The organism is Micromonospora marincola (genome assembly GCF_056150385.1).
On the sequence record NZ_JAXCFT010000008.1, the window covers coordinates 61114 to 87167 of the forward strand.

The 26054-nt window shown below is 72.5% G+C and carries 20 protein-coding genes; 12 read left to right on the forward strand and 8 right to left on the reverse strand.

The window, feature by feature from the left end; genetic code table 11:
* Positions 1-418: 418 nt before the first annotated feature.
* On the reverse strand, positions 419-1408 hold the full coding sequence (locus SM450_RS18700) for an N-acetylglucosamine kinase (protein WP_474621028.1): 990 nt from the start codon (positions 1406-1408) through the stop codon (positions 419-421).
* Between the two features lie 158 nt (positions 1409-1566).
* Between SM450_RS18700 and SM450_RS18705 the strand changes: the two genes are divergently transcribed.
* The 7 genes from SM450_RS18705 (at position 1567) to SM450_RS18735 (ending at position 9164) form a co-directional block, all read left to right on the forward strand.
* Entirely contained in the window at positions 1567-2514 is a 948-nt protein-coding gene (locus SM450_RS18705) for a MurR/RpiR family transcriptional regulator (protein WP_474621029.1), read from the forward strand.
* Positions 2511-3260: a sugar isomerase domain-containing protein gene (locus SM450_RS18710; protein WP_474621030.1), complete on the forward strand. Its 750-nt coding sequence runs from the start codon at positions 2511-2513 to the stop codon at positions 3258-3260. Before SM450_RS18705 ends, SM450_RS18710 begins: the two co-directional genes overlap by 4 nt.
* Before the next feature lie 24 nt (positions 3261-3284).
* Positions 3285-4697, forward strand: a complete 1413-nt coding sequence (gene ngcE, locus SM450_RS18715) for an N-acetylglucosamine/diacetylchitobiose ABC transporter substrate-binding protein (RefSeq protein ID WP_474621031.1) — start codon at positions 3285-3287, stop codon at positions 4695-4697.
* A 22-nt stretch (positions 4698-4719) separates the two neighbouring features.
* Positions 4720-5661: a carbohydrate ABC transporter permease gene (locus tag SM450_RS18720; protein ID WP_474621032.1), complete on the forward strand. Its 942-nt coding sequence runs from the start codon at positions 4720-4722 to the stop codon at positions 5659-5661.
* A gap of 13 nt (positions 5662-5674) precedes the next feature.
* Entirely contained in the window at positions 5675-6631 is a 957-nt protein-coding gene (locus tag SM450_RS18725) for a carbohydrate ABC transporter permease (RefSeq protein ID WP_474621033.1), read from the forward strand.
* An 89-nt stretch (positions 6632-6720) separates the two neighbouring features.
* Positions 6721-8427, forward strand: a complete 1707-nt coding sequence (locus tag SM450_RS18730; RefSeq protein ID WP_474621155.1) for a bifunctional 3'-5' exonuclease/DNA polymerase — start codon at positions 6721-6723, stop codon at positions 8425-8427.
* Between the two features lie 143 nt (positions 8428-8570).
* Positions 8571-9164: a nucleotidyltransferase family protein gene (locus tag SM450_RS18735; RefSeq protein WP_474621034.1), complete on the forward strand. Its 594-nt coding sequence runs from the start codon at positions 8571-8573 to the stop codon at positions 9162-9164.
* A gap of 47 nt (positions 9165-9211) precedes the next feature.
* On the opposite strand, the gene SM450_RS18740 is transcribed toward SM450_RS18735, so the two are convergent.
* From SM450_RS18740 to SM450_RS18750, 3 genes are all read right to left on the reverse strand, one after another.
* Complete coding sequence (locus tag SM450_RS18740) at positions 9212-12565, reverse strand: tetratricopeptide repeat protein (protein ID WP_474621035.1); 3354 nt, start codon at positions 12563-12565, stop codon at positions 9212-9214.
* Positions 12566-12581: 16 nt separating this feature from the next.
* Complete coding sequence (locus SM450_RS18745; protein WP_474621036.1) at positions 12582-12899, reverse strand: CU044_2847 family protein; 318 nt, start codon at positions 12897-12899, stop codon at positions 12582-12584.
* A 118-nt stretch (positions 12900-13017) separates the two neighbouring features.
* A complete protein-coding gene (locus SM450_RS18750) occupies positions 13018-13362 on the reverse strand; it encodes a hypothetical protein (protein ID WP_474621037.1) in 345 nt (114 codons plus the stop codon).
* Between the two features lie 120 nt (positions 13363-13482).
* On the opposite strand from SM450_RS18750, the gene SM450_RS18755 reads away from it, so the two are divergent.
* From SM450_RS18755 to SM450_RS18770, 4 genes are all read left to right on the forward strand, one after another.
* Positions 13483-14370: a helix-turn-helix domain-containing protein gene (locus tag SM450_RS18755; protein WP_474621038.1), complete on the forward strand. Its 888-nt coding sequence runs from the start codon at positions 13483-13485 to the stop codon at positions 14368-14370.
* Positions 14367-14570, forward strand: a complete 204-nt coding sequence (locus SM450_RS18760; RefSeq protein WP_474621039.1) for a DUF397 domain-containing protein — start codon at positions 14367-14369, stop codon at positions 14568-14570. The genes SM450_RS18755 and SM450_RS18760 overlap by 4 nt, the downstream gene beginning before the upstream one ends.
* A 149-nt stretch (positions 14571-14719) precedes the next feature.
* A complete protein-coding gene (locus SM450_RS18765; protein ID WP_474621040.1) occupies positions 14720-15052 on the forward strand; it encodes a TfoX/Sxy family protein in 333 nt (110 codons plus the stop codon).
* Positions 15053-15199: 147 nt separating this feature from the next.
* A complete protein-coding gene (locus tag SM450_RS18770) occupies positions 15200-15922 on the forward strand; it encodes a VOC family protein (RefSeq protein WP_474621041.1) in 723 nt (240 codons plus the stop codon).
* Positions 15923-16137: 215 nt separating this feature from the next.
* On the opposite strand, the gene SM450_RS18775 is transcribed toward SM450_RS18770, so the two are convergent.
* The 4 genes from SM450_RS18775 to SM450_RS18790 form a co-directional block, all read right to left on the reverse strand.
* The gene (locus SM450_RS18775; RefSeq protein WP_474621042.1) at positions 16138-16947 is read right to left on the reverse strand and encodes a metal-dependent hydrolase; all 810 of its coding nucleotides are present in this window, start codon (positions 16945-16947) and stop codon (positions 16138-16140) included.
* 140 nt (positions 16948-17087) lie between these two features.
* The gene (locus SM450_RS18780; protein WP_474621043.1) at positions 17088-19706 is read right to left on the reverse strand and encodes a serine/threonine-protein kinase; all 2619 of its coding nucleotides are present in this window, start codon (positions 19704-19706) and stop codon (positions 17088-17090) included.
* A gap of 76 nt (positions 19707-19782) precedes the next feature.
* Positions 19783-21108, reverse strand: coding sequence for a glycosyltransferase family 4 protein (locus SM450_RS18785; RefSeq protein ID WP_474621044.1), 1326 nt, complete (start codon positions 21106-21108; stop codon positions 19783-19785).
* Positions 21109-21223: 115 nt separating this feature from the next.
* Positions 21224-23167: an amylo-alpha-1,6-glucosidase gene (locus SM450_RS18790; protein ID WP_474621045.1), complete on the reverse strand. Its 1944-nt coding sequence runs from the start codon at positions 23165-23167 to the stop codon at positions 21224-21226.
* 42 nt (positions 23168-23209) lie between these two features.
* On the opposite strand from SM450_RS18790, the gene SM450_RS18795 reads away from it, so the two are divergent.
* Entirely contained in the window at positions 23210-25912 is a 2703-nt protein-coding gene (locus SM450_RS18795) for an MGH1-like glycoside hydrolase domain-containing protein (protein ID WP_474621046.1), read from the forward strand.
* The last annotated feature ends 142 nt before the right edge of the window (positions 25913-26054 follow it).

A 26054-nucleotide genomic window follows, 5' to 3' on the forward strand; every position in this document is an offset into this window, starting at 1 on the left:
CGGGTCGTCGCGGAGATCTCCCGGGAGTCGCCGACCACAGCGGCCCCGCCGACCGACAGCGGCCTCGCGCCTGACGCGGCTGAAGCGAGGCGGCGGCAACGGCCGATCGGCGGCTAGAAACTTGATGACACGGACGACTCGTGGCAGCCGACCGTCGGTGAATCATCCATGTCATCAAGTTTGTAGGCGCCCGGGGGCGTTCCCGCGCGCGGGCGCTTGACGAGGCGGCCGGTCGCTCACGGGTGCCTTTCGAGCTGAGCGCAGGAACGACTCGCGTCACCGGCCGTCACTTTCGATGGTGGTGAGTCGTGGTTGCTCTCAGCTCCAAAGGGAGCGTGGGAGTCACCATCCGTCGGTGCGGAGGGCGTGGCGCGGAGGGCAGGGCGCGGAGGGCAGAGCGCGGGGACCAGCGCTCGGGTCAGGCGGGCGGCGGGACGAGCCGGGCGTGCAGCGCGGTCGGATCGGCCACCTCGGGCAGGTCGCGGGCGGCGAGCCAGGCCGCGGCGGCGGCGCCGTCACCGGCGGTGCGCACCGGGGCGGCCGGCCAGCGGCGGGCCAGTTCGGCCCGGACCGCGTCGGCGAGCGGGGTGTCGCCGGTGAGCAGGCCGCCACCGAGCACCAGCGGGTCGGTCGCGCCGGTGGGGCGGATGCGGGCGACGCTCCCGGCCAGCAGCGCGGCGGCCTCGGCGATCAGGGCGGCGGCGGTCGGCTCACCCGCGCGGGCCGCCGTGACGACAAGTGGCGCGAATCGGGCCAGCTCCACCGGTGGGCGCCGGGTCACCGCCTGCACCACGGCGTCGACGGTCGCCCTGGGACGTGCGGCCACCTCGCTGCTACCGGTCACTTCCGCCAGGACGCGGCGGGCCAGTTCCCCTGGCGCGTCGGCCCGGTCCAGGTCGGCCAGCAGCCGGCGGACCGCCTCCCGGCCGAGCCAGAACCCGGAGCCCGCGTCACCGAGCAGCCAGCCGTGACCGTCGGCGGTGCGGTCCAGGCGCATTTCGCGCACCTGGGCGGCGATCGCGCCGGTGCCGGCGATGAGCACCGTGCCGTCCGGGGCGGCGGTGCCGGAGGCGTAGGCGACCAGGGCGTCGCCGTGCACCGTGTACGGGCACCGGAGCCCCGCCTCGGCCCACGCCCGGTCGAAGGCGGCGCGGCCGGTCGGGTCGGCGAGGAGGCGGCCGGCGCCGGCGAGGCCGATCACGCCGGCGCGTACCCGGGTCGGGTCGACGCCGGTGAGCGCCGCGCGCAGGGCGGCCAGCAGCTCGGCGGCGGCCCGCTCGGCGCCGTGGCTGGTCGGGTTGCCGCCGCCCGCGCGACCGGTGCCCAGGCGTACGCCGTCGAGGCTCAGGGCGGTGGCGCGGGTGGACGTACCCCCGATGTCGAGGCCGACCACGACGGTGTCCGACATGGTCACCATGCTGGTCGGGCCGGTCCGCCCGGCGCAAGATCGCGGCCCGGCGTCAGGTAACAGTTTGAAAACTTCGCCCACAGACTTGACACGGAGGGGCCTTCAGTAAGAACTTTTACCACTAACAGTTAACACTCCTTTCCGAAAGGCGCCCGCCGATGGCCGAGCACGAAGTCGAGACGTCCGCGGGGACCGCGGTGGTCGACGCCGCTCCGGCCGACCGGCGGGGCGTCGACGGGGTGCTGGCCAGGGTCCGGGCCGGCGCGGCGGAGCTGACGGGAGCCCTGCGCCGGGTCGCTGAGCACGTGCTCAGCGACCCGGAGGCAGCGGCCCGCGCGACGATCGTCGAGCTGGCCGAGCGGAGCGGCACCTCACCCGCGACCATCACCCGGTTCTGCCGGGCGATGGGCTTCGAGGGCTACGCCGACCTGCGACTCGGCATCGCCGCCGAGACCGGCCGAGCCCGCTCCGCGGGCTGGACCGTCGACATCGGCCGTGAGATCCAACCAGGCGACCCGCTGTCCCGGGTGCTCGACCAGATCATGGCCGCCGACACCCGGGCCATGCACGACACCGCCGCGCTGCTGGACCTGGCCGAGGTGGAACGCGCCGCGGTGGCCATCGCCGGAGCCAACCGGGTGAACATCTTCGGCGCCAGCGGTAGCGCCCTGGTCGGCGAGGAGATGCAGTTCAGCCTGCACCGCATCGGGGTGGCCGCCTGGGCGTGGAACGACGTGCACGAGGGCTTGTCCAGCGCCGCGCTGCTGAGCACCGGCGACGTCGCGCTCGGCATCTCACACAGCGGGCAGACCCGGGAGACCATCGAACTGCTCGCCGAGGCGGGCAGCCGCGGGGCCACCACCGTCGCGCTGACCGGCTTCCCTCGCTCGCCGCTGGCCGAGCTGGCCGACATCGTCCTGGTCACCGCCAGCCAGGCCACCACGTTCCGGCCGGACGCGCTCTCCGCCCGGCACCCGCAGCTCGTCGTACTCGACCTGCTCTACATCGCGGTGGCGCAGCGCACCCACGACCGCGCCCACGCGGCCTTCCGGCGTACCGCCCAGGCCGTCGACGGGCACAAGGCCGCGAAGGGGGCCCTCTCATGATCAGTGCCCAGGGGTACGCGGACGCCGTCCGCCCGGTCCTCGACCGGCTCGTGGACAGCCAGGCGACGGCGGTGGACCGGGCGGCGGACCTGATCGCCGGCGGCCTGCGCGCCGGTGGCGTGCTCCAGGCGTTCGGCGCCGGCCACTCGGAGGCGTTCGCCGCCGAGCTGGTGGCCCGGGCCGGCGGCCTGGTCCCCGCCAACCGACTCTCCCTGCACGACCTCGTGCTGCACGGCGACGCGCCCCGCGACGTGCTCGCCGATCCCAAGCTGGAACGCGACCCGGCGGTGGCGCATGATCTCCTCGCCCTGGCGGCGCCGCAGCCGGCGGACGTGTTCGTGGTCGCCTCGCAGTCAGGCATCAACGGCTCGGTGGTCGAGCTGGCGACGCTCGTCAAGCGGGGCGGCCACCCCCTGATCGCGGTCACGTCGGTCGAGCACACGGCCCGGGTCGCCCCTCGGCATCCCTCCGGGCGCCGGCTCGTCGACCTCGCCGACGTCGTGCTGGACAACGGCGCGCCGTACGGCGACGCACTGCTGCCGCTCGAGGGCGGCGGCGCGGTCTGTGCGGTCTCATCGGTCACCGCGGCGCTGCTGGCGCAGCTGCTGACCGCCGAGGTCGTACGACGGTTCCACCAGGCCGGAGAGGTGCCCCCTATCTACCTCTCCGCCAACGTCCCCGGTGGGGACGAGCACAACCTCGCCCTCGAGTCGCGGTACGCCGGGCGCCTCCGGCGGACCGCCTGACCCGACACCACAAGGAGAGACAAGATGTCGGTTACCCCCGAGAAGTCCGACCTCAGCCGTCGGACCCTGCTCCAGCGCGCCGGCGCGGCCGGTTTGCTGGCCATCCCGGCGGCCGGTCTGCTCAGCGCCTGCGCCGGCAGTGAGCCGAGCAAGTCCGACAACGGCGGCGGCGCGGCCAAGAGCAACGACAACCCGTTCGGTGTCAAGGACGGCAGCGCCGTCAAGGTGGTCGTCTTCAACGGCGGCCTGGGCGACCAGTGGGCGAAGGAGGACAAGGTCGTCTTCAACGCCAAGCACCCGAACGTCACGGTCAACATGTCTTCCACCCAGAAGATCAAGACCGAAGAGCAGCCCAAGATGGCGACGCAGCCGAGCGACCTGGTGATGAACTCGGGCGCCGACATGATGGACCGCAGCACCCTGATCAACGAGGGCGCCATCGAGCCGCTGGACGACCTGCTCACCGCGCCCGCGTGGGACGGTGAGGGAACGGTCGCCGACTCGCTGCTGCCGGGCACCGTCGCCGACGGCACCCAGAACGGCAAGTTCTACGTGGTGAACGTCGCCTACACGGTCTGGGGCAACTGGTACAACGCCGCCCTGTTCAAGAAGGAGGGGTGGACGGCGCCGACCACCTGGGACGAGTTCTTCGCCCTGGCGCCGAAGATCAAGGCCAAGGGCATGGCGCCGTACGTGCACGACGCGGCGCACGGCTACTACCCGCGCTGGGCGCTGTTCGCCAGCATCTGGAAGGCGGTCGGCAAGCAGGCCGTCGTCGACATCGACAACCTCAAGGACGGCGCCTGGAAGGCCGACGGCATCGTCGGGGCGCTGGAGCCGTGGGAGAAGCTGGTCAAGGACAAGCTGCTGCTGCCGGGCAAGCTCGACCACACCCAGTCGCAGCAGGCGTGGCTGGACGGCAAGGCGGCGTTCATCCAGGTCGGCACGTGGCTGAAGAACGAGATGGCGTCGACCATCCCGCCGGGCTTCGAGCTGACCATCTCGGACTACTGGAGCAAGCCGGGCGACAAGGCCGCCAAGGACGTCTTCGCCTCCTCCGGCGAGGGCTTCGTGGTGCCCAGCAAGGCGCCGAACAAGGAGGCCGCGAAGGAGTTCCTGCGGGCCATCCTGTCCAAGGCCGGGTCGGCGAAGTTCGCCGAGCTGACCAAGTCGCTGGCGTCCACCAAGGGCTCCGGCGACAAGGTCCAGGACACCGCGCTGGCCAGCGCGAACGCCCTGGTCAAGGGCGGTAGCGGGGAGCTGATCTCGGTGAAGTTCCCGGACTTCTACGCCGACCTGGACAAGGAGAGCCAGAACCTCTCCGAGGAGCTGATGGCCGGCCGGCTGACCGCGCAGCAGTTCGTCGACAAGATGCAGACTGCCGCCGACAAGGTCGCCAAGGACTCGTCGATCAAGAAGCAGACCCGCACCGCCTGACGTTGTCGAGGAAGTGAGTTCAATGCGGCACGGAGTCGCGCGTTTCGTCACGGGCTTCCTGGCCCTGCCCGTCGCGCTGTACCTGTTCTACGTGGTGTGGCCGTTCGCCCAGGCGGCGGGTTACTCGCTTACCGACTGGGGTGGGTACTCGGATTCCCAGCGCTTCGTCGGGCTGGACAACTACGTCCGGCTGTTCTCCGACGAACTGATCCGGAAGGCGTTCTGGCACAACGTGTTCTTCCTGGTCACCGTGCCGCTGTTCACGATCGCGCTGGCCCTGTTCCTCGCGTTCCTGCTCAACGTGGGCGGACGCGAGGACAGGGCCGGCATCCGCGGGGTGTTCGGCTCCGCGCTCTATAAGGTGATCTTCTTCTTCCCGCAGGTGCTGTCGCTCGTGGTCATCGCCGTGATGTGGCAGCAGATCTACCGCACCGACGGGCAGGGCCTGATCAACGGCCTGCTGATCAAGATCGGTCTGGTGGACGCGGACAACCCGATCGCCTTCACCGCCGACCCGGAGCCGTTCCTCGGCGTGCCGGCGGTGCTGTGGTGGCTGCTGCTCATCGCGGTCTGGAGCGGCGCCGGCTTCTACATGGTGCTCTTCTCCGCCGCCATGCAGTCGATCCCGAAGGACATCTACGAGGCCGCGATCCTCGACGGCGCGGGCCGGTTCCACACCTTCTTCCGGGTGACCCTGCCGCTGCTGCGGGACAGCATCTCGGTGGCCTGGGTCTACCTCGGCTTCATCGCGCTGGACATGTACGCCCTGGTCTTCGTCATGACGCCGAGCCAGGGCGGGCCGAACCACGCAAGCGAGATCTTCGCGTCGGTGCTCAACTTCACCGCGTTCCAGAAGGGCCAGTTCGGATACGCCTGCGCGATGGGTGTCGCGCTCGCCATCTTCACGATCCTGCTCGCCGCGGTGCAGCTGAGGATCACCCGTCGTGACCGTATCGAGTACTGAAGGAGGCGCGGCGATGAGCACGGCGACACACGGTCTCGACCGGGCCGGACAGGCCGCCACCGGATCGGGCGCCGCCCCCGTACCCCGGAGGGAGCGGCACCGGGCCGGGGTCGGCTCCCGGATCTTCAACGGCTTCTCCCACATCTTCCTGGTGGTCTGGGCCGTGATGGTCATCTACCCGCTGCTGTGGGTGGTGATGTCCGCGCTCAAGGACGACTCGGAGGTCATCCGCGAGCCGCTCTCCCTGATCCCGGACAAGCTGCACTTCGAGAACTTCGGCCGGGCCTGGACCGAGGGGCACCTCGGGTCGTTCTTCCTGAACACCCTCCTGGTGCTGGCCGGCAGCGTCACGCTGACCATGCTGCTCGGTTCGATGGCCGCGTACGCGCTGGCGCGGTTCGAGTTCCGCGGCAACCGGCTGATCTACTACATGTTCCTGTCCGGGCTGACGTTGCCGATCTACCTGGCCGCGGTGCCGCTGTTCAAGGGCGTCTACAACACCGGGGTCACCTTCCCGCTGCTCGGCCCGAACAAGCACGTCATGCTGATCCTGGTCTACGTGGCCTGGTCGCTGTCGTTCACGGTCTTCTTCATGCACTCGTTCTTCCGGACGCTGCCCGACACGATCGCGGAGGCGGCCTCGGTCGACGGGGCCTCGCACACCCGCACGTTCTTCAGCGTGATGCTGCCGATGGCCAAGCCGGGCCTGATCAGCATCGGCATCTTCAACGTGCTCGGCCAGTGGAACCAGTGGTACCTGCCGACCCTGCTCATGCAGTCGGTCGCCGGTGAGCCGAAGCGCCAGGTCATCGCGCAGGGGCTGATCGAGCTGTCGGTCAACCAGGGCTACAAGTCCGACTGGTCCGGGCTGTTCGCCGGCGTGACCATGGCGATGCTGCCGGTGCTGATCGTGTACATCGTCTTCCAGCGCCAGGTCCAGTCCGGCCTCACCGCAGGCGTCAGCAAGTAAGGCGGGGGCCCCGCTTAACGTTTTCTGCATAGGCGGGGGCCCCGCTTAACACCGCGCTGTTAAGCGGGGCCCCCGCCTTACACCTCACCCTGTCGGTGGGGGGAGGCAGAATCGCGTTTGTGCGGGTGGTGGCGGTGGTGGCGGGGGAGCGGGGCGGCGGGGTGCTGCAACCGCTCGACGTCGACGGGCGCCCGGCGGGGCCGGCCGAGGAGGTGGCGGACCTGGCCGCCGCCGTGGGTGCCCGCGAGGCGGCCGAGCGGCCCCGCTGGGTGTGGGCCGCCGGCGCCGGCGTCTACCCGGCGCTGCTGCGCGCCGGGGTCCGGCTCGACCGCTGCCACGACGTCGAGCTGACCGAGGCGTTGCTGCTCGGGCACGCCGGCCGCTGGGGCGAGCCACGTGCGCTGCCCGCCGCCTGGGCCCGGCTGACCGGGGCGCCGGTCCCACCGGATCCGCCGCCCCGCCCGCCGGAGCCGCCCGGCCACGGCCAGGGCGCGCTCTTCGACCCGCCGTCCGGCCCGCCGGGCCCGGGCCTCACGGCGTTGACCCGGGTGTACGAAGACCAACTCGCCCGGATCGCGGCGACGACCCACCCCGGCCGGTTCCGGCTGCTGGTGGCCGCCGAGTCGGCAGGCGTCCTGGTCGCCACCGAGATGGGCGCGGCCGGCCTGCCCTGGCGCGTCGACGTGCACGACGCGATCCTGGCCGAGCTGCTCGGGGAGGCGTCCCCGGTGGGCGGGCCACCCCGCCGGCTGGCCGACCTCCAGGCGCGGATCGCCACCGCGTTCGGCGTACGCCTGTTGCACGCCGAGTCGCCCGCGGAGCTGTTGCGGGCGTTCGCCCGGGCGGGGGTGGAGCTGCCGAACACCCGGGCGTGGGTGCTGCGCGGGGTGGAGCACCCGGCGGTGCCGCTGGTCCTGGAATACAAGGAGCTCTACCGGATCTGGACGGCGCACGGCTGGGCCTGGCGCGACGCCTGGGTGTCCGGCGGCCGGTTCCGCCCGGAGTACGTGCCCGGCGGCGTGGTTTCCGGCCGCTGGGCGACCCGGGGCGGCGGGGCGTTGCAGATCCCGAAGGTGATCCGGCGTGCGGTGGTGGCCGATCCGGGCTGGACGTTCGTGGTGGCCGACGCCGGCCAGCTCGAACCGCGGGTGCTCGCCGCGGTTTCCGGCGACGAGCGGCTGGCGGCGGCCGGTGGCGCCGGCGACCTGTACGCCGCGCTGGCCCGGGACGCGTTCGCCGGTGACCGGTCCCGGGCCAAGGTGGCGTTGCTCGGCGCGATGTACGGGCAGACCGGCGGCGCGGCGGTGCCGGCGCTTGCGGTGCTGCGGAAGAGCTATCCGACCGCGTTCGGCTACGTCGAGGCGGCGGCCCGCACCGGTGAGGTGGGTGGGCTGGTCCGGTCGTGGCTGGGGCGTACCTGCCCGCCGGGCGCGGTCGGGTTCGCCGACGCGGACGAGGTGACGCCGGACGGCGAGGCGGATCCGCGTAGCCCGTCGGCGCGCGCGGCCCGTTCGCGTGGGCGGTTCACGCGCAACTTCGTCATCCAGGCCACCGCCGCCGAGTGGGCGTCGACGCTGCTGGCCACGCTCCGCACCGAGCTGGCCTGCACCGAGGCCGAGCTGGTCTTCTTCCAGCACGACGAGGTGGTGGTGCACTGCCCGGTCGGTCGGGCCGGCGCGGTCGCCGAGGCGGTCACCGCCGCCGGGGAGCGGGCCTCCCGGCTGTTGTTCGGCGACACTCCGGTCCGCTTCCCGCTCGACCTGTCCACGGTGGACTGCTACGCGGATGCGGCATAGTCACACAATTTTCCGTTTTGCCCCGCTACCCGGCCCCGAGCGCGCTCGTTGGGCCCGGTGTGCGTACGACGGGACGGACCGGGCGCTGCTGTGCCCGGTCCGTCCCCCTGGTCGAGGGGGCACCGCTGAACCGGATCGCTGCAATGATCATCGCCGCTGGTGGGGGCCGCCGCATCGGCGGACCCGAGGCGCTGCTGCACCTGGGCGAGAAGCCGCTGGTGAGCCGGATGATCGACACGATGGCCGACGCGGGCTGCGCGCAGGTCGTGGTCGTGCTGGGCGCGGCGGCCGAGCAGGTGCGGCGGACCACCGACCTGACCGGCGCCACAGTCGTGGTCAACCGGGCCTGGGGGACCGGGGTGGGCTCGTCGATCCGGGCCGGGCTCGCCGCGCTCACCGACGACACCGTCGAGGCGGTCGTCGTGGTGCCGGTGGACATGCCCGGGCTCACCGCGGCTGCGGTACGCCGGGTGGCCGCCCTGCCCTATCCGGACGCGCTCGTCTGCGCCACCTACGACGGCCTGCGCAACTACCCGATGCTCTTCGGCCGCCGGCACTGGCCCGGCATCGCCACGCTGGCAAGCGCCGACGTCGGCGCCCGGCCCTACCTGCTGGCGCACAAGGACCAGATCGTCGACATCTCCTGCGACTCGGTGGCCGACGGCAGCCGGATCGACAGCCCGGAACTGATGGCGCTCTACGGCCTGTCGGTGCCCGAGCAGCGCATCGGCGCCTGAGGCCGGGCGGGGAAGCGAACAAGCCGGTCCGGCGGAAGTCAGTTTTGCTACTGCCGGGCCCAACGGAGCACTGCGGCGCTCTGCGGTGTCATGGTGCCGGCCCGTTCGAACGGTTCGAGCAGTTCTACGATCTCCGCCATCAAGACAACCTGAAGGCCGTCGTTGACCACGCTCAGCTGGGTGAGCGTGACGCCCAACTCCTCGGCGAGGTCAATGCGATTCGGCTCTTGGCGGTGAAGCGCCCGGCGGATGCTGGCCGCAGCGCCGAGTAGGGTCTCGGCTGTCTCGATGTCTTCAGCTCGCTGCGCAAGGTAGCCCAGCCGTTCATAGGAGATCGACAGGTCACGGGCGTAGATTGTGGTGTCCGGCTCGGCGGCGGCCAACCGTTCGACGATGGTCAGCGCCTGTTGGTAGAGCTGTCGGGCCGTCTCACTCTGCCCGCTGGCACTGGCCAGGTCCCCCAACCTGTTGTAGGAGACCGAGAGGTCACGGGCGTAGTTGGTGTTGTTCGGTTCAGCGGCGGCCAACAGTTCAACGATGGCCAATGACTGTTGGTAGAGCTGTCGGGCCGTCTCACTCTGCCCGCTGGCACTGGCCAGGTCCCCCAACCGTTCGTAGGAGATCGACAGGTCACGGGCGTAGTTGGTGTTGTCCGGTTCGGCGGCGGCCAACCGTTCGCGGATGCTTAGGGCCTGTTGGTAGAGCTGTCGGGCCGTCTCACTCTGCCCGCTGGCACTGGCCAGGTCCCCCAACCTGTTGTAGGAGACCGAGAGGTCACGGGCGTAGTTGGTGTTGTTCGGTTGGGCGGTGACCAGCCGTTCGCGGATGCTCAGGGCCTGTTGGTGGAGCTGTCGGGCCGTCTCACTCTGTCCGCTGTCGCGGGCCAGCTCACCCAACAGTTCATAGGCGATCGAGAGGTCACGGGCGTAGTTGATGTTGTTCGGTTGGGCGGTGACCAGCCGTTCGCGGATGGTCAGGGCCTGTTGGTAGAGCTGTCGGGCCGTCTCACCCTGCCCACTGTCGCGGGCCAGCTCACCCAACCGTTCGTAGGAGATCGAGAGGTCACGGGCGTAGTTGATGTTGTTCGGTTGGGCGGTGACCAGCCGTTCGCGGATGGTCAGGGCCTGTTGGTAGAGCTGTCGGGCCGTCTCACCCTGCCCACTGTCGCGGGCCAGATCACCCAACTTGTTGTAGGAGATTGACAGGTTACGGACACAGTCGGCGTTGTCCGGTTCCCGTTCGTGCCTGCGTTGATCGACAATTAGGCAGGTGGTGAAGATGCTGCGGGCGTCGGCCGAGCGGCCGTGATCGCGGGCGAGTGCGCCGAGCGTGTCGCCGGCGGCGCTCAGCTCAGCCTGGACAGCGAGCGGCAGGCCGGCGACGCGGTCGGCGGTCAGCAGCGCGGTGTGGGCGCGGCACAGGCTGTCGAGGAGGCTGACCCGCACCCCCTGCGACGGCTGGTCAACGGCGGGCGACCGGCCAGCGCAGCGTCGCGCCAGGCCGGCATAGCTGCCGGCGAGAGCGACCGCGGCGACATCGGTGACGGCCGGGGTGCCGGCCAGCCGGATCAGCACGTCGAGGACCCGTTCGACCTGCGCGTCGGAGCGCATGGCCAACACGCGGTTCAGCAGTGCCAAACCGTGGTCGTCGTGCTCGTCCAGGACTCTGGCCACGAGGGCTTCACCAAGACGGTCGGGGCGCAGCGGATTCCATCGGTCCGGCCCGTCGTACAGGTCGCGCAGCCATCGATCGACCCGAGCGCGTACGGGCGCAGCGGTGGCGTCGGCCACCAAATCCAGCAACGCTGCGGTTTCGGCGTCGTCCCGGGCTCCCGCGAGGGTGGACAGGGCCACGCACAGACGCACCGTCGCCTGGTCGATGTCCGGCATGCGGCGATACCAGCGCCGCGCCTCGTGGTCGAGGGCCCGATCCACCGGAGGCCGCTCCCCGGATCGCCAGTCCGGCCCGGACAGCGCCGCGTCGAACGCCTCCAGCAGCACATCCAGCGGCCGGCGGTAGCGGGGGTCGGACAGGTCCACCTCCGCAGGTGGGGCAGCCCAATCCGGACCATTCCAGGTACGGCCGAACGCGGCCAGCGCGGCGTTGAACAGTGTGTCCCGCTGCGGGCCGGTCAGGTCGGCCACGGCGGTAGCGGTGTCCACCGCGCTGTCCAACGCGCTGAGCGTGGCACCGGTAGCGGCCTCGGCCAACGGCGCCAATGCCTGCCCGGCCAGCGCGGTGGCGGAGGGACGGCCGAGCAGCAACACGCGTACCGGCGCCAGCGGCGACGCCGAACGGGTCAGCGCGGCGAGCCGGGCGGCCAACACCACGGCGTCGCGTTCCTCGACGTAATCCACCACAAGCAGCCGGGGTACGGGCAGCCTGTCGACGCCACTGTCGTCGGCAGGCAGCAGCCCCGCCACCCATCCGCGTGCCCGCTGTGCCCGGCACGCCTCGACCGCGAAGCGGGTCTTGCCGGCGCCGCCACCGGCTTCGACATAGCGCATCGACAATCGTTCCGGCCGGTCGCACCAGTCGCTGACGGTCGCCAGGATGCCGTCCCGGAACAGGTAGTCCACCACGGCGAACTCGGGGCGCAGCATCGTCGAGGGCTGGCCCGTGCCGGGCTGCACGCGCGCATCGGTCCAGGGCTGTTCGACCAGATCGTCGGCACCGTCGACAGGCAGAACGGCGTGCCAGCCGGTTCGGTCGGCCAACACCGCCGCGGCACCCGCCGCGGCGACCTGCTCGCCGTACGCGGTCAGGTCCTCGGGCACACCCGGCCCGCCTGACAACAGGGCGGCGACCGGCGCGGCCCAGCCGCCGAGGTCGCTGCCGCGGTCACGGGTGGCGGTGACGACACCCACCACCGCCCTGCGCGCCGGACACACCAACGGCGCTCCCGACAGCCCCGGCGCGGCCTGCCCCGCCTTCAACTGGAAGAACTCGTCACCGGTGACGCCCTCGAACACGAACGACGCCGGTGCCCCCACCGGGACCGCACCCTCCTCGCGGGGTGGGAATCCGTACGCGTGACACTGCCCGGCCTGCGGCTGGGCCCCGGCCAGCCACACACACGGATGGGTGTCGACCCATCCGGCCGTGTGCCGCAGACGCAGCAGTGCCAGATCCGGGTACGGCCACAACGCCGTGTCGACCGGAGGCACCGATCGGGCCAGCACATCCGCGACCACCGCGTCGACGCCGACCCCCGCGTCGGCGGGCACCACCATCACCCTGCCGAGCGCCACACCCTCGGCGGCGTCGTGGACGACGTGCGCCGCGGTGAGGACCCAACCGGGCGCGACGAAGAAACCCGTGCCCAGCACCGCCCGATCGTCCGCCTGCTCGACGCGTACGACGTGGCGGCGTAGTTGCCGCGAGTCGACTCGTGTGCGCATCCGCCTGCCCCGGGTCTCAGGTCGACTCGGGCCGCTTCCAGGTGAGGGTGACCGTCAGGCTCGCCTGACCGTCGGCCTCGACGAGCAGGCCGGTCAGCTTGCCGGCCTTCGCGGTCAACGCCAGTCCGAACGCGACGGTCGCCTCCGACGGCTTGACCTGCTCCCACACCTGCCCCAACTCGCTGGCGACGGCTTCCACGGTGTCCCGTACGCCGTCGAACGACAACGCCCGGTCCAGAGCGACGGTCTGCGGGCCACCGCCGTCGGCGAGTTTGACGAAGAACTCGGTCCCGCCGGACTCGACCCGCGCCACCCGCCCCTGCCCTGCCTGCACCCGCAGCCCCCTCCACTTCGCCCGACCGACACGTAACATCCGACTGCCCACCGTGGCAGCGCGGCACGAGCAGTCTTCTTCGGCCTCGCCGGGGGCGCAACTTCCGTACCGGCCGGCGTCAGAACAACGACAGTGGCGACTGCTCGGCCGGGACCAGGACGCCGCTGCCGGACCAGTTGATGTCCTCGTGTGAGATCGCCTTGTCGGGCTCGTCCTCCTCGTCCAGGGTGGAGTAGTCCGCGAGGTAGCGGCCGAAGCCGTACCCGCCGGCCTTCAGCGTGGCCAGCGCCCACGGCCGCAACTGGTCGCGCAGCTTGTCCGGCGCACGTCGGTCGACCGGCACCCGGACGACGCCGAGCAGGTCGTACCACTCGTCGACCGTGCCGGCGTCGACCACCCGGCAGAGTGAGAACGCGTGCCGCACCGGCGGCTCCGAGTCGATCCACGTGACCTGTCTGCGCATGGTGCCTCCAAGCTCATTACTGAAGTGGCTCGCTCCTGAGAGGATGCATCAGGTCGTACTTGATATCAAGGGTGCCGACATGGATACTCGTGGTTGTCGCGACGAGTCGGAGGAGTGTCCATGTCTGTACCATCTCGATCTCCAGCACCGGTGGAGGGCTCACCTGTCGTGCAGGCGTGGGAACTTGGAATGCGGCTGCGCCAGCGCCGCGAGGAGATCGGCTTCACCGCGACGGCGGCCGGCCGCGCGATCGGCATCATCCAGGCGTACGTCACCGGGGTGGAGACCGGCAAGGTCAAGCTTCCCGCCGCCCGGCTGGCACAGATCGTCAAGGTCTACGAGCTGGAGCCCGACGAGGCGGCCGAGCTTGAACAACTGCGCGTCGGCGCCAGTCGGCGCGGCTGGTGGCACGAGTACGCCCAGCTCTTCCCGGCCGAGTTCATCCGGTTCCTCGGCTACGAGGCAGGCGCCGGACACATCCGCTTCTACGACAGCGAGCTGGTGCCCGGTCTGATGCAGACCGAGGACTATGCGCGGGCGGTCATCGCCGGCGGCACGACGACGATCCGGCTCACCGAGGTCGAGCGGCGGGTCGCCGCCCGGATGGCCCGCCAGGCGCGACTCGACGACGCCGAGCCGATCCGGCTGACGGCGTTGCTCGCCGAGAGCGCGCTGCGCCAGCAGGTCGGTGGGCCGGCGGTGATGCGGGCCCAACTCGATCACCTCGTCCGGCTGGCGACCGGGCGGCCGGAGCAGGTCGAGATCCGCGTGCTGCCGTTCGCCGCCGGGGCGCATCCGGCGCTTGGTGGGTCGTTCCAGATCCTGTCGTTCCCGTCGCCGCGACTGCCCGACCTGGTGTGGCAGGAGGTGCTGACGTCGATCGACATCATCGACCAGTCCATCCGGGTCACCGACTATCAGGTGACGTTCGCCGAGGCGCGGGAACGCGCGTTAGGCTCGGACGACTCGCTCGACCTGATCCGCCGGATCGCCAAGGAGATGACGTGACCTCGTCGCACCGCCTCCCCGGGCAGGGCTGGTTCAAGTCCTCCCGCAGCTCCAACAACGCCAACTGCGTCGAGGTGCGGTTCGCCGGTGGCGCGGTGGACGTCCGCGACACGAAGGACCGCACCGGCCCGACGCTCGCCTTCGACAGCCGATCCTGGGCCACCTTCGTGGCCGGGTTCAGGGTCGAGTCGGGGAGTTAGGGCGCGTCCTCCTCGGCTGGCCCCCGATCTGCTTGAGTGGCGGCTCCGCATGAAGCTCGTCCGGAAGCCGTAGGTGGTTTCGACACACCGCGTCGGCGTGAGGCCGGGCCGTCACGGTGGCTGTCGTACCCGGATGTCAGGATGCCGTCGTGGCGTATGACGAGGAGCTGGCGAACCGGGTGCGTGAGCTGGTCGGGCGCGAGCCCGGCATCGCCGAGCGACGCATGTTCGGCGGCCTGGCGATGATGCTGCGCGGCAACATGGCCGTGGTGATCCGCGGCGCGGGGGGCCTGATGGTTCGCGTCGACCCGGCGGAGTCCGAGCGGGCGCTTGCCGAGCCCGGCGCCGAGCCGACGGTGATGCGCGGGCGGCCGATGCGTGGCTGGATCACGGTGGATTCCGCGGCCTGCGAGCAGGACGCCGACCTGGCCCGCTGGGTCGAGCGCGGGGTGCGTTTCGCGGGCGCACTGCCGGCGAAGTGATCCGCCCGGTTAATCGGCTGCGCCGCCGGCCGCTGGGTCCTAGGGTCTGCACCCAGCCGGCCGGGTCGCTGCTCGCGTGGCCGGCCGGGCCGCCTTCGGGGCCGGGCCGTCCTCGGGCCGGGCAGCGGATGGGAGACGAACGCCGCGATGACGATCGACCTCTTCGCGATCAGCGTCGACGCGCGGGAGCCGCTGCGGCTCGCGCGCTTCTGGGCGGCGGTGCTGGGCCGGGAGGTGGTCGACGACCCGCACGAGGGGATCGCACTCCGACCCGACGGTGACTCCGGCTTCCGCATCCGGTTCCTTCCGACCGAGGCGCCCAAGGTCGGGCAGAACCGGATCCACTTCGACCTGACCAGCGCCACGCCGCAGGGCCAGCGGGAGACGGTGGCCCGGGTGATCGAGCGGGGCGGGCGGCACGCCGACGTCGGCCAGGGCCCCGACGAGGGGCACGTGGTGCTCGCCGACCCGGAGGGCAACGAGTTCTGCGTCGTCGAGGCGGGCAACAGGTTCCTCGCCGGCTGCGGGTTCGTCGGCGCGGTCAACTGCGACGGTACGCAGGCCGCCGGCTATTTCTGGAGCGAGGCGCTGGGCTGGCCGCTGGTCTGGGACCAGGACGAGGAGACGGCGATCCAGTCCCCGCGCGGCGGGGCGAAGGTCACCTGGAGCGGCCCGCCGCTGATGCCGAGGCACGGCCGGGACCGCGTACACCTGGACCTCGCGCCACCGGTCGGCGCGGACCGGGAGGCGGAGATCGACCGGCTGCTCGCGCTCGGGGCGACCCGGGTCGGCGCGGGCCGGCACACCGCCGACGACGTGGTGCTTGCCGACCCCGACGGCACCGAGTTCTGCGTCCTGACGCCCCGCTGACGGTCCCGTGCGCCGGCGGACGCCGCCTGAATCTTGGTACGGAACAGCCCCCACAGGGGCGCTCCCGTACCAAGATTGACGTCGTCCCAGGAAGCGCGGTGTGGACGGCTCAGGCCGACAGCGGCGTGAGCCTTCCACACCATCACGTTTGTCGGCGCCTGCTGAACACCTTCCGGGTCAGCTCCGGAAGCACGCCGACCGCGCCCCGGCCGCAGTCACACCTGGATGTCGAAGCGTTGCAGCACCGAGGGCGCGACCAGACCCAGCGTGGCCAGCGCGGTCAGCACGGTCAGCACGGTCCGCAGCACGACCGTCTCCGCCTTGCTGCCGGTGCGCAGCGCGATGCTGTCGGGCAGCCCGATCATCGTCCACATCCGCCGTTTGATCGGAATCGGCCAGAGGATGGGGACGCCGGCTCGGGTGATCATGTCACCGAGGATGTGTACGAAGCAGCCCACGCCGACGGCGAGCCCGAGCATCGGATAGCCCCGGTCGCCGGGCAGGTTGGCGAAGGTGAACCAGGCCGCGGCGGCGGACACCAGCGTGACCACGACCCAGCCGGCCCGTTCGGCCCACTCGTCGAACAGGCCGCGCAGCGCCAGCCCGATCATGAAGAACAGGATGCTCACCACCGCCCACTTGCCGTAGTGGCCGCAGAGCGCGGTGGTGCCCCACCCGACGAGCACGGTGAACGGGACGGTGTGGGTGAGCGTGCGGTGCCCGTTGTTGCGGCGTGGATCCTTGCTCAGCTTGGTCGCGTAGTAGACGCCGAGCGAGATCTTCTCCATCACCTCGGCGGCGAAGAGGCTGAACACGCCGAAGGTCCGGGCCACGGTGGCGCCACCCTGGTTCCGGGTGACCTTTCCGGAGAGGTCGAGGTCGGGGAAGAGCGCCCCGCCCGCGCAGACCGCGGTGCCGACGGCCAGCGCCAGCGGCGTCTGGTGATAGTCGGCGAACTGGTCCAGCGCCCAGGAGCCGGTCAGCCACACGGCCGCACCGGACAACGCATGGGACGGTCCCATCATCTCGGCTCGCCCTCCCCAAAGATCTTGATCGACGAAACTACGCCACTGTAGTCAGTCGGTGCGACGGTGGGGCATGAGGAAGTATGTCGGCCCAGGCGGGCACGGCGGTGCGGTCTGTCGGCGATGGGACGGTGGCGCCGTCAGCCCGCCGTGCGGGTGGGCCGGATCGGACGGACGCTGTCCCGGATCAGAGCGAACTGCCCGTCGGCGGCGGCCCAGTCGGCGTCCGAGGTGGTCCAGCCCAGCGTCCACCCGGCCTTCTCCCCTGGGAGCACCCGCAGGGCGTGCATCCGTTCGCCGTTCGGTGCCGTCCAGCGGCATTCCCATTCGGCGCCGTCACCGGCGGCGGCGAGCCGTACCTTGTCGTACGCGGGCAGCCGGCCGGCGTAGCGGAGGTCCCGCTCGGCGGACTTCAGCCGGCCGACCGGGTCCCCGCCGGGGTACGGCTCGACGCCCAGGATGCGCCGGGTGGCCGGGTCCTGGAAGCAGGTGGTGTCGCCGGAGCGGAGCTGGAGCCAGCCGGCGGGCAGGGCGATGTGGAACCCGCCGGTGTCGGCGGGCCAAACCCAGTCGGCGGGCACGGTCACCGCCGGGTCGGCCGGTGGCGGGCCCTTCTGCACCGGCGTGCCGGCCACGTCCGGCCGGATGCAGGGGAACGGCGGCGGTGGCACGCCGCCGGGCGGGCCGGGCGGATGATCCCAGGGCTGGCCGATGGCCGTGCCGTGCCCGTCACCGTCACCGTCCGATGGCGGGTCGCTGTCGACGGCGAGGGCGGTGCCGACGCCGGCCGCCAGGGCCAGCAGCGCGACCGTCGCGGCGAGGCCCCAGCGCCGCAGCGCCGCCCGCCTCCGCTCGTCGTCGGTGGCGTCGGCAGGTGGGTCGCCGGTGGCGCCGCCGTCGGCGGCCTTCTCGCGGGCGTCGCCGTGCGGGGCGCGCAGGTCGTGGAGCGCGCCGCTGCCCGTCGCGCCGCGCAGCGAACCGGTGTCGACCGGACTGCTGGCGGTGACGGGCGGTGGGCTCGCGGCGGGGGCGGCGCCGCCGGACCCGGGAAGGTGCACCGGGCTGACGGCGTCGGCCCGGTGGGCCGGGCCCTCGGGACCGGTGGGGCTACCCGGGTCGACGAAGCTGGTCAGGACCGTCGGGCCGAACACGCCGACCGGACGGTCGGGGGTCCCTCGGACCGGGTCGTGCTCCGGCTGGTCCGGCTCGTCGGGGTGGCGCTCGTCCGCCGGCTTGGCCGGCGGGGTCGGATCGTCCTCGGCCGGCCGCGCCCACTCGCTGCGCCGCGCCGCCCGACTCCACGCCCGGGCGGCGGCGGCCGGCGGCATCATGTCCGGGTAGCCGACGGTCGGCCGGTCCGCCGCGCCCGGGCCGGCCCCGCCATCCGTGTCGTCGCCGCCGTCCCAGCCTTGCGTGCGGTCGCCGCCGTCCCAGCCGCGCGTGCCGTCCCAGTCGTCCCAGCCGCGCCGGTCGGCTGACCCGGGCCGGTCGGCCGAGCCCGGTCGGTCGGCCGAGCCGGGCCGGGCCGGTGCGTCCGGGGTCGGGTGTGCGAGCATCCCGCCGGAACCGCCGCCCGACACCACGGCGCGTCCGGTCGCCGTCCTGGGCGGGACGCCCGATCCGGTTCCGGGCGGGTCGCCGGGCCCGGCCCGGGTTCCGGGCGGGACGGCGGATCCGGGGCGGGGGACCGGTGGGACGGCGATGCCGGAGCCGCCCGGCGGCACGACGCCGGGTGCCGACCGGGGGACCGGTGGGACGGCGATGTGGGAGCCGCTCAGCGGCGGGACGGTGGGCGTGGGCCGGGGGACCGGAGGGTGGTCGCCGCTCACCGGTGCGACGCTGGATCCGGCCGCGTGCCTGGGCGGAGCGTTCCGGCCGGCCCGGCCCGGCCCGGCGGTGTCGGACGCCGGCCGGTCCGGCGCGTCGGCGGCCGGTACGTCGGCGGCCGGCGCGGCGGCGGAGGCGAGCAGCCGGGCGATGTCGTCGTGGCCGAGCCGGTTGCGCGGGTCGCGGCGCAGCAGCCCGACCAGCACCGGCATCAGCGGGCCGGCGTGCGGCGCCGGGTCCGGTGGCTGGCTGGCCAGCGCGGCGAGCGTGGCCATGGCGGTGCTGCGGGCGTACGGCGAGCGCCCCTCCACGGCGGCGTGCAGCGTGGCGCCGAGCGACCACAGGTCCGCCTCGACGCTTGACACCCCCTCGGCGGCGCGCTCCGGCGCGACGTACTGCGGGGAGCCGAGGACCAGCCCGGGACGGGTCATCGCGCCGTCGCCGCCCTCGAACACGGCCAGCCCGAAGTCGGTGAGCAGCACCCGTCCGTCCCGGGCCAGCAGCACGTTCGCGGGTTTCACGTCCCGGTGCAGCACACCGGCCACGTGGGCGGCGCGCAGCGCGGCGTGCACCGCCCGCCCGATCTCGGCGGCCCGCCGGGGCGGCAGCGGACCGTCGGCCTCGATGATCTCCTGGAGCGAACGGGACGGGACGTACTCCATGATCAGCCACGGGTCGCCCTGGACCCGGACCACGTCGTAGACCCGTACCACGTTGGGGTGGTTGAGCCGCGCGGCCGTCCGCGCCTCGCGCAGCGTGCGGGCGCGCAGCTCGTCCCGCTCGTTCTCGGCGAGCCAGTTGGGCGGCAGCACCTGCTTGACCGCGACCTCGCGTTCGAGCTCCTCGTCCCGGGCGAGCCATACCTGGCCCATCCCACCGCGGCCGACCAGCTCGATCAGGCGGTACCGTCCGGCGATCACAACCTTACGCACCGCACTCCTCACCGCTGGTCGTGGTCCACAATAGCCAACGGATCGGACGGTACCTATCCTCTCGGGGCGGCAGACCTCAGCTTGCCGCGCCGGCCAGCAGATTTCCCTCCGGAATGGTGACGGCCGGCCGACCTCCGGCCAGCATGGCGGCGGCCCGCCGGGCCTGGAACGAGTGGTGCTCCCGGCGGGCGGCGGCGTAGCTGACGGCGGTGCGGGCCGCGATCGCGGACCAGGCGTACCGCCGGGTCACCATGGCGCGCGCCTTCCGCGCCACCCGGCGGGCGAAGACCTCGTCGTCGAGCAGCCGGTCGACGGCGCCGGCGAGCGCGTCCGGGTCGCCGTGCGGGAAGGTCACCCCGGTCACCCCGGTCTCGACGATCTCGGCCAGCCCACCGGTGCGGGCCACCGCGAGCGGCGCTCCGGCGGCGGCGGCCTCCAGGGCGATCATGCCGAACGGCTCGTAGAGGCTGGGGATCACGGTGGCGTCGGTGGCGGCCAGCACCGCGGGGAGCTGGGTGGCGTCCATGAAGCCGGCGAACCGGACGGTGTCGTGCAGGCGCAGCCGGTGCGCCTGGTCCACCAACTCGTCCTTGTACGGGCCGTCGCCGGCGATCACCACGCGCAGGCCCGGGTGCCGGTCGGCCAGGCGCGGCACGGCGTGCACCAGGTGCTGCACGCCCTTCTCGTAGACCAGCCGGCCGGCGTACCCGATAAGCGGCCCGTCCCCGGCGAAGCGGGCGCGGGCGGAGGCGACCGCGTGCGGACGGGCCCGCCAGGCCCGGTCGTCCACGCCGTTCGCGACCACGTCGACGCGCCCGGCCGGCACGTCGAACAGCCGGGCCACCTGGTCCCGCATGTAGCCGGAGCAGGCGATCACCCGGGACGAGGCGTTGCTCAGCCAGTGCTCGACGCCGTGGATGGTGCGGTTCATCTCCGCCGGCAGCCAGCCCTGGTGCCGCCCGGCCTCGGTGGCGTGGATGGTGGTGACGAGCGGCACGTCCAGGTGCTCGGCCAGGGTGACCGCGGTGTGCGCGACGAGCCAGTCGTGGGCGTGGATCACGTCGTACGCGCCGGACTGGGCGGCGCGTAGGGCGGCGCGGGTGAGGGTGTGGTTGAACGCCATGGTCCAGGCGAGCAGGGAGTCGGTGGCGAGGGGGAAGCGCACCGGATCCTCGGCGGCGCGCAGCACGCGCACGCCGTCGGCGTACTCCTCCAGGGGCGCGCCCTCGGCGTGCCTGGTGACGACGGTGACCTCGTGCCCGGCGGCGGCCAGGGCGACGGAGAGCGCGTGCACGTGGCGGCCGAGGCCACCGACGAGCACGGGCGGGTATTCCCAGGAGAGCAGCAGCACCCGCAGGCGCCGGGCGGGCTGGATGTCGATCACTTCGGCGTCAGCTGGCACGCGGCCCCCTTTGAGTTGTGGTCGTCCCGCCCGATGTCACCACCGGGGTTCGCCACCCATCCTGCCCAGGTGTCGATAACCGGCGGCGACACGCCGGTTGCCGGTCTGTAACGCGTTACCGGCGGGCTCGCCGCGCCCGCAGCAGCTCGGCCACCGACCAGGCCTGGAACGGGCAGCCGGTGGCGGCGTGCGGGGCGGCCCCGTCGGCGGTCTCGCTCACCGAGCCGAGGCCGTCCTCGACGAGGTGGCCCACCAACCCCACAAGCAGGTCGTCGGTGGGCAGGCCGGCCCGGCGGTACGCGTCGAGCAGCGGCCCGGTCAGCCAGGGCCACACCGTGCCCTGGTGGTAGGCGGAGTCCCGCTCGGCCGGGCCGCCCCGGTGCCGGCCGGTGAAGCCGGCGGAGCCCGGGGCGAGGCTGCGCGGGCCCAGCGGGGTGAACAACGCCTCGGTGAGCCGGCGCAGCGTGACCTCGTCCGGCTCCAGCGGGGCGTACGGCAGGGACCAGGCGAGCAGTTGGTTGGGGCGCAGCAGGTCGTCGTCGTGGTGCGGGGCGCCGCCGAGCGGGTACGTGGGCGCCGGGGCGTCCACCACGTCGTGCAGCCAGCCGGCCGGTGACGGGAACCGGTCGCGGAACGCGGTGGTGGCCCGGCCGTGCAGGCCCCACAGCGCGGTGGCGTCCCGGCCGGCCAGCTCGGTCAGCTCGGCAAGCCCGGCCAACCCGTTGATCCACAACGCGTTCACCTCGACCGGCTTGCCGGTACGCGGGGTCACCGGCACCCCGTACACCCGGGCGTCCATCCAGGTCAGTGCCACGTCCGGCGGGCCGCCCTGGGTGAGCAGCCCGTCGGCCGGGTCGACGCCGATGCCGTACCGGGTGCCGGCCACGTGCGCCTCGACCACGCCGTGCAGCGCCGGCAGCAGCTCGTCGCCGAGGTCGGTGTCGCCGGTGACCGTGACGTGTCGGGACACCGCGTGCAGGAACCACAGCGTGGCATCGACCGTGTTGTGCTCGACCCGGCCGGTGTCGGCGGTGTTCGCAAGCATGCCCTCGGACAGCGTGCCCGCGTACGCCCGCAGCAGCTCCCGGCCCTCGTCGGCCCGGTTGGCGCAGAGGAACAGCCCCTCGTAGGAGATCATGGTGTCCCGCGACCAGGCGCCGAACCAGGGGTAGCCGGCCACCACGTCCGGGCCGGTGGGGGTGCGGACCACGAACGCGTCGGCGGCAAGCGCGAGCGTCGAGGAGACCGCGTCGTCCGGCTCGGCCGCGGCCACCACCGCCCGGTTGCGCCGACGGGCGGCCTCGACCACCGCCGTCGCCGGCGGTGGCTCCGCACCCAGGTCGTCCGCCCAGGCCAGCACCGCCACCGTCGCGCCCGGCTCGTCGAGCGCGCCGGAGAACCGGCCCGCGTACCAGAGATCCTCGTCCGGGTTCAGGCCGCGGTCCGCCTCCGCGCGGTGGCGGACCCCGAGCCACCACTGGCCCTCCGGGGTCCAGCCCGGCCCGGCGAGCCGGTACGCGCCGTCGACGACCGCGCCGCCGGCCACCGGCTCCAGCCGGGGCGCGGGTCCGTCGGCCCGCCGCTCGCCGTGCGCGTCCCGCCAGGTGCAGGCCGCGGCCAGGTCCAGCCGGACCGGGCCGCCGGAGACCAGCCGGTGGACCACGGCGACGCACGAACGGCCGTACGCCATGGCGATCTCCCGTTCGATCACCACGTCGCCGATCCGCCACCGCCAGCGCGGCACCCCGTCGGTCAGGTCGAAGCGCTCCAGCAGCTCGAAGCCGCGCGGGTCGACGACACCCGAGGACCACTCGTGCGCGCCGAGCCGGACCCGCGCGCCCGACGGCAGGGTCACCGCCGGGTCGAGACTCGCGAGTCCCACCTTGCGGGACGCCGGTGTCTCGCCGGACACCACGAGCAACCCGTGGTAGCGGCGGGTGCGCAGCCCGGCCACGGTGCCCATGGCGTAACCACCGCGCCCGTCCGTGACCAGCCATTCCCGCTCGGCGGCGGTGGACAGGTCCGCGCAGAACAGCGGACCGAAACGGATGTCGATCAACTTTCCTCCACCGGCAGCGAGGTGTGACATGCCACGACGACAATGGTCGCTGTGGAGAAGTACCGCGGCGGCGTCGAAGATGTTCCGGTGATCACCGACCGCCCGACCTCCGTGGCCTCCGACCCCGAACGGCACCGGCTCGCCCAGGCCGATGCCGGGGAGCAGGACTGGCGCGCATGGGGCCCCTATCTGTCCGAGCGGGCATGGGGGACGGTACGGGAGGACTACAGCGAACACGGCACGGCGTGGGACTACTTCCCCCACGATCACGCGCGGTCCCGAGCCTACCGGTGGAACGACGACGGCATGGCGGGCGTCTGCGACGACCGGCAGACGTTCTGCTTCGCGCTGGCACTGTGGAACGGGCGGGACCCGATCCTCAAGGAGCGCATGTTCGGCCTCGGCGGCGACGGCGGCAACCACGGCGAGGACGTCAAGGAATACTGGTGGTATCTCGACAGCACGCCGACGCACTCCTGGATGCGCTGGCGTTACCACTACCCGCAGGCCGCCTTCCCGTACGACGAACTGGTCGCGGTCAACGCGCTGCGTGGCCGGGACGACACCGAGTACGAGCTGGTGGACACCGGCATCTTCGACGACGACCGCTACTGGGCGGTGACAGTCGACTACGCCAAGGCGTCCCCGACCGACATGTGCGTGCTCGTCACCGTGGCCAACCGGGGTGACCGGGACGCCACCCTGCACGTGCTGCCCACGCTGTGGTTCCGCAACACGTGGGCGTGGGGGCTGCCCGGCGCCGACCGGGTCCCCACCATCCACGGCGCGGGCTCCCGGCTGGTCGGTGACCACTGGGTGCTCGGTCAACTGCTGCTGGAGGGCGACGGCGACCCGACGCCGCTGCTGTGCGACAACGAGACGAACGCCGAGCGGCTGTGGGGGCTGCCCGGCCGGTCCGCGTACCCGAAGGACGGGATCAACGACCACGTGGTGGCCGGCGCCGCCACCGTCAACCCGGACCGCACCGGCACCAAGGGCGCGCTGCACTATGTGCTCGACGTGCCGGCCGGCGGGCAGCGGCGGATCCGGCTGCGGCTGACCCGCACCGCGCCGCCGCCGGCCGCCGGCCCGCCCGCGCCGGCCGACCTCGGTGACGGATTCGACACCGTGCTCTGGGCCCGCCGCGCCGAGGCGAACCGGTTCTTCGACAGCGTCATCCCGGCCACGGCCACCGCCGACGAGGCCCTGGTCGCCCGGCAGGCGATCGCCGGGCTGATGTGGGGCAAGCAGTTCTACCACTTCGACGTCAAACGCTGGCTGGAGGGCGATCCCGGTTCGGCGCCGCCGCCGGCCGGGCGGCGGCACGGGCGCAACAGCGCCTGGTGGCACATGACCAGCTTCGACGTGTTCTCCATGCCGGACCCGTGGGAATATCCCTGGTACGCCGCCTGGGACCTGGCCTTCCACTGCGTGACCATCGCCCGGGTCGACCCGGGGTTCGCCAAGGAGCAACTGCTGCTCCTGCTCCGCGAGTGGTACCTGCACCCGAACGGGCAGATCCCGGCGTACGAGTGGGCGTTCGGGGACGTGAACCCGCCGGTGCACGCCTGGGCCGCGTTGAAGGTCTTCGAGATCGACGGCGCCCGCGACCACGAGTTCCTCGCCCGGGTGATGCACAAGCTGCTGCTCAACTTCACCTGGTGGGTCAACCGCAAGGACACCGGCGGCAACAACGTCTTCGAGGGCGGTTTCCTCGGGCTGGACAACGTCGGCCCGTTCGACCGTTCGGCCGCGCTGCCGGTGGCCGGGACGCTCGAACAGTCCGACGGCACCGGCTGGATGGCCATGTACGCGTTGAACATGCTCGACATGGCCATCGTGCTGGCCGAGCACGACCACGCGTACGTGGACACCGCGACGAAGTTCTTCGAGCACTTCGCGTACATCGCCGCGGCGGCGTACTCCCAGGGGTTGTGGGACGCCGAGGACGCCTTCTTCTACGACGTGCTGCGGCTGGCCGACGGCACGAAGGTGCCGTTGAAGGTCCGCTCGGTGGTCGGGCTGCTGCCGCTGGCCGCGGTCACCCGGCTCACCGCGCGGACGCTGCGCCGGCTGCCGGAGTTGGGCGCCCGGCTGCGCTGGTTCCTCACCAACCGTCCCGAGTACGCCGAGGTGATCGGCGCCCGGCGGCTCGGCCCCGACGGCCGCCAGCAGCGGCTGCTGTCCATGGTCGGCCCGGAGCAGGTGGTGCGGCTGCTGGCCCGGATGCTCGACACCGACGAGTTCCTCTCCGAGTACGGCCTGCGGACGCTGTCCCGCGCCCACCTGGACAAGCCGTTCACTGTCACGTTCGGCGGGCAGGAGTTCAGCGTCGGCTACGAACCGGCCGAGTCGACGAGCGGCCTGTTCGGCGGCAACTCCAACTGGCGCGGTCCGATCTGGATGCCGACGAACTTCCTGCTGATCAACGCGCTGCGCGACCACGCCGCGTTCTTCGGCGACGACCTCCAGGTCGAGTATCCGACCCGCTCCGGGGTCAAGCGCACCCTGGACGAGATCGCCGACGACCTCTCCGCCCGGCTGATCTCGCTGTTCACCCGGGACGGGTGGGGACGGCGACCGATCTACGGCGCGGCGCAACTGTTCCAGACCCACCCGGACTGGCGGGACCTGATCTGCTTCCCGGAGTATTTCCACGGTGACAACGGCGCCGGGCTGGGCGCCTGGCACCAGACCGGCTGGACGGCCCTGGTCGCCGACCTGATCCTCACCCGGCGTCGCTGAGCCCCGGGCCGTTCTTGTCCCGGCCGTCCTTGTCCCCGGCCGTTCTTGTCCCCGGCCGTTCTTGTCCCCGGCCGTTCTTGTCCCCGGCCGCTCTTGTCCCGCGCCGCCGGTCGCGGGGCACGACGGGTCGCCGCCGTGCCCC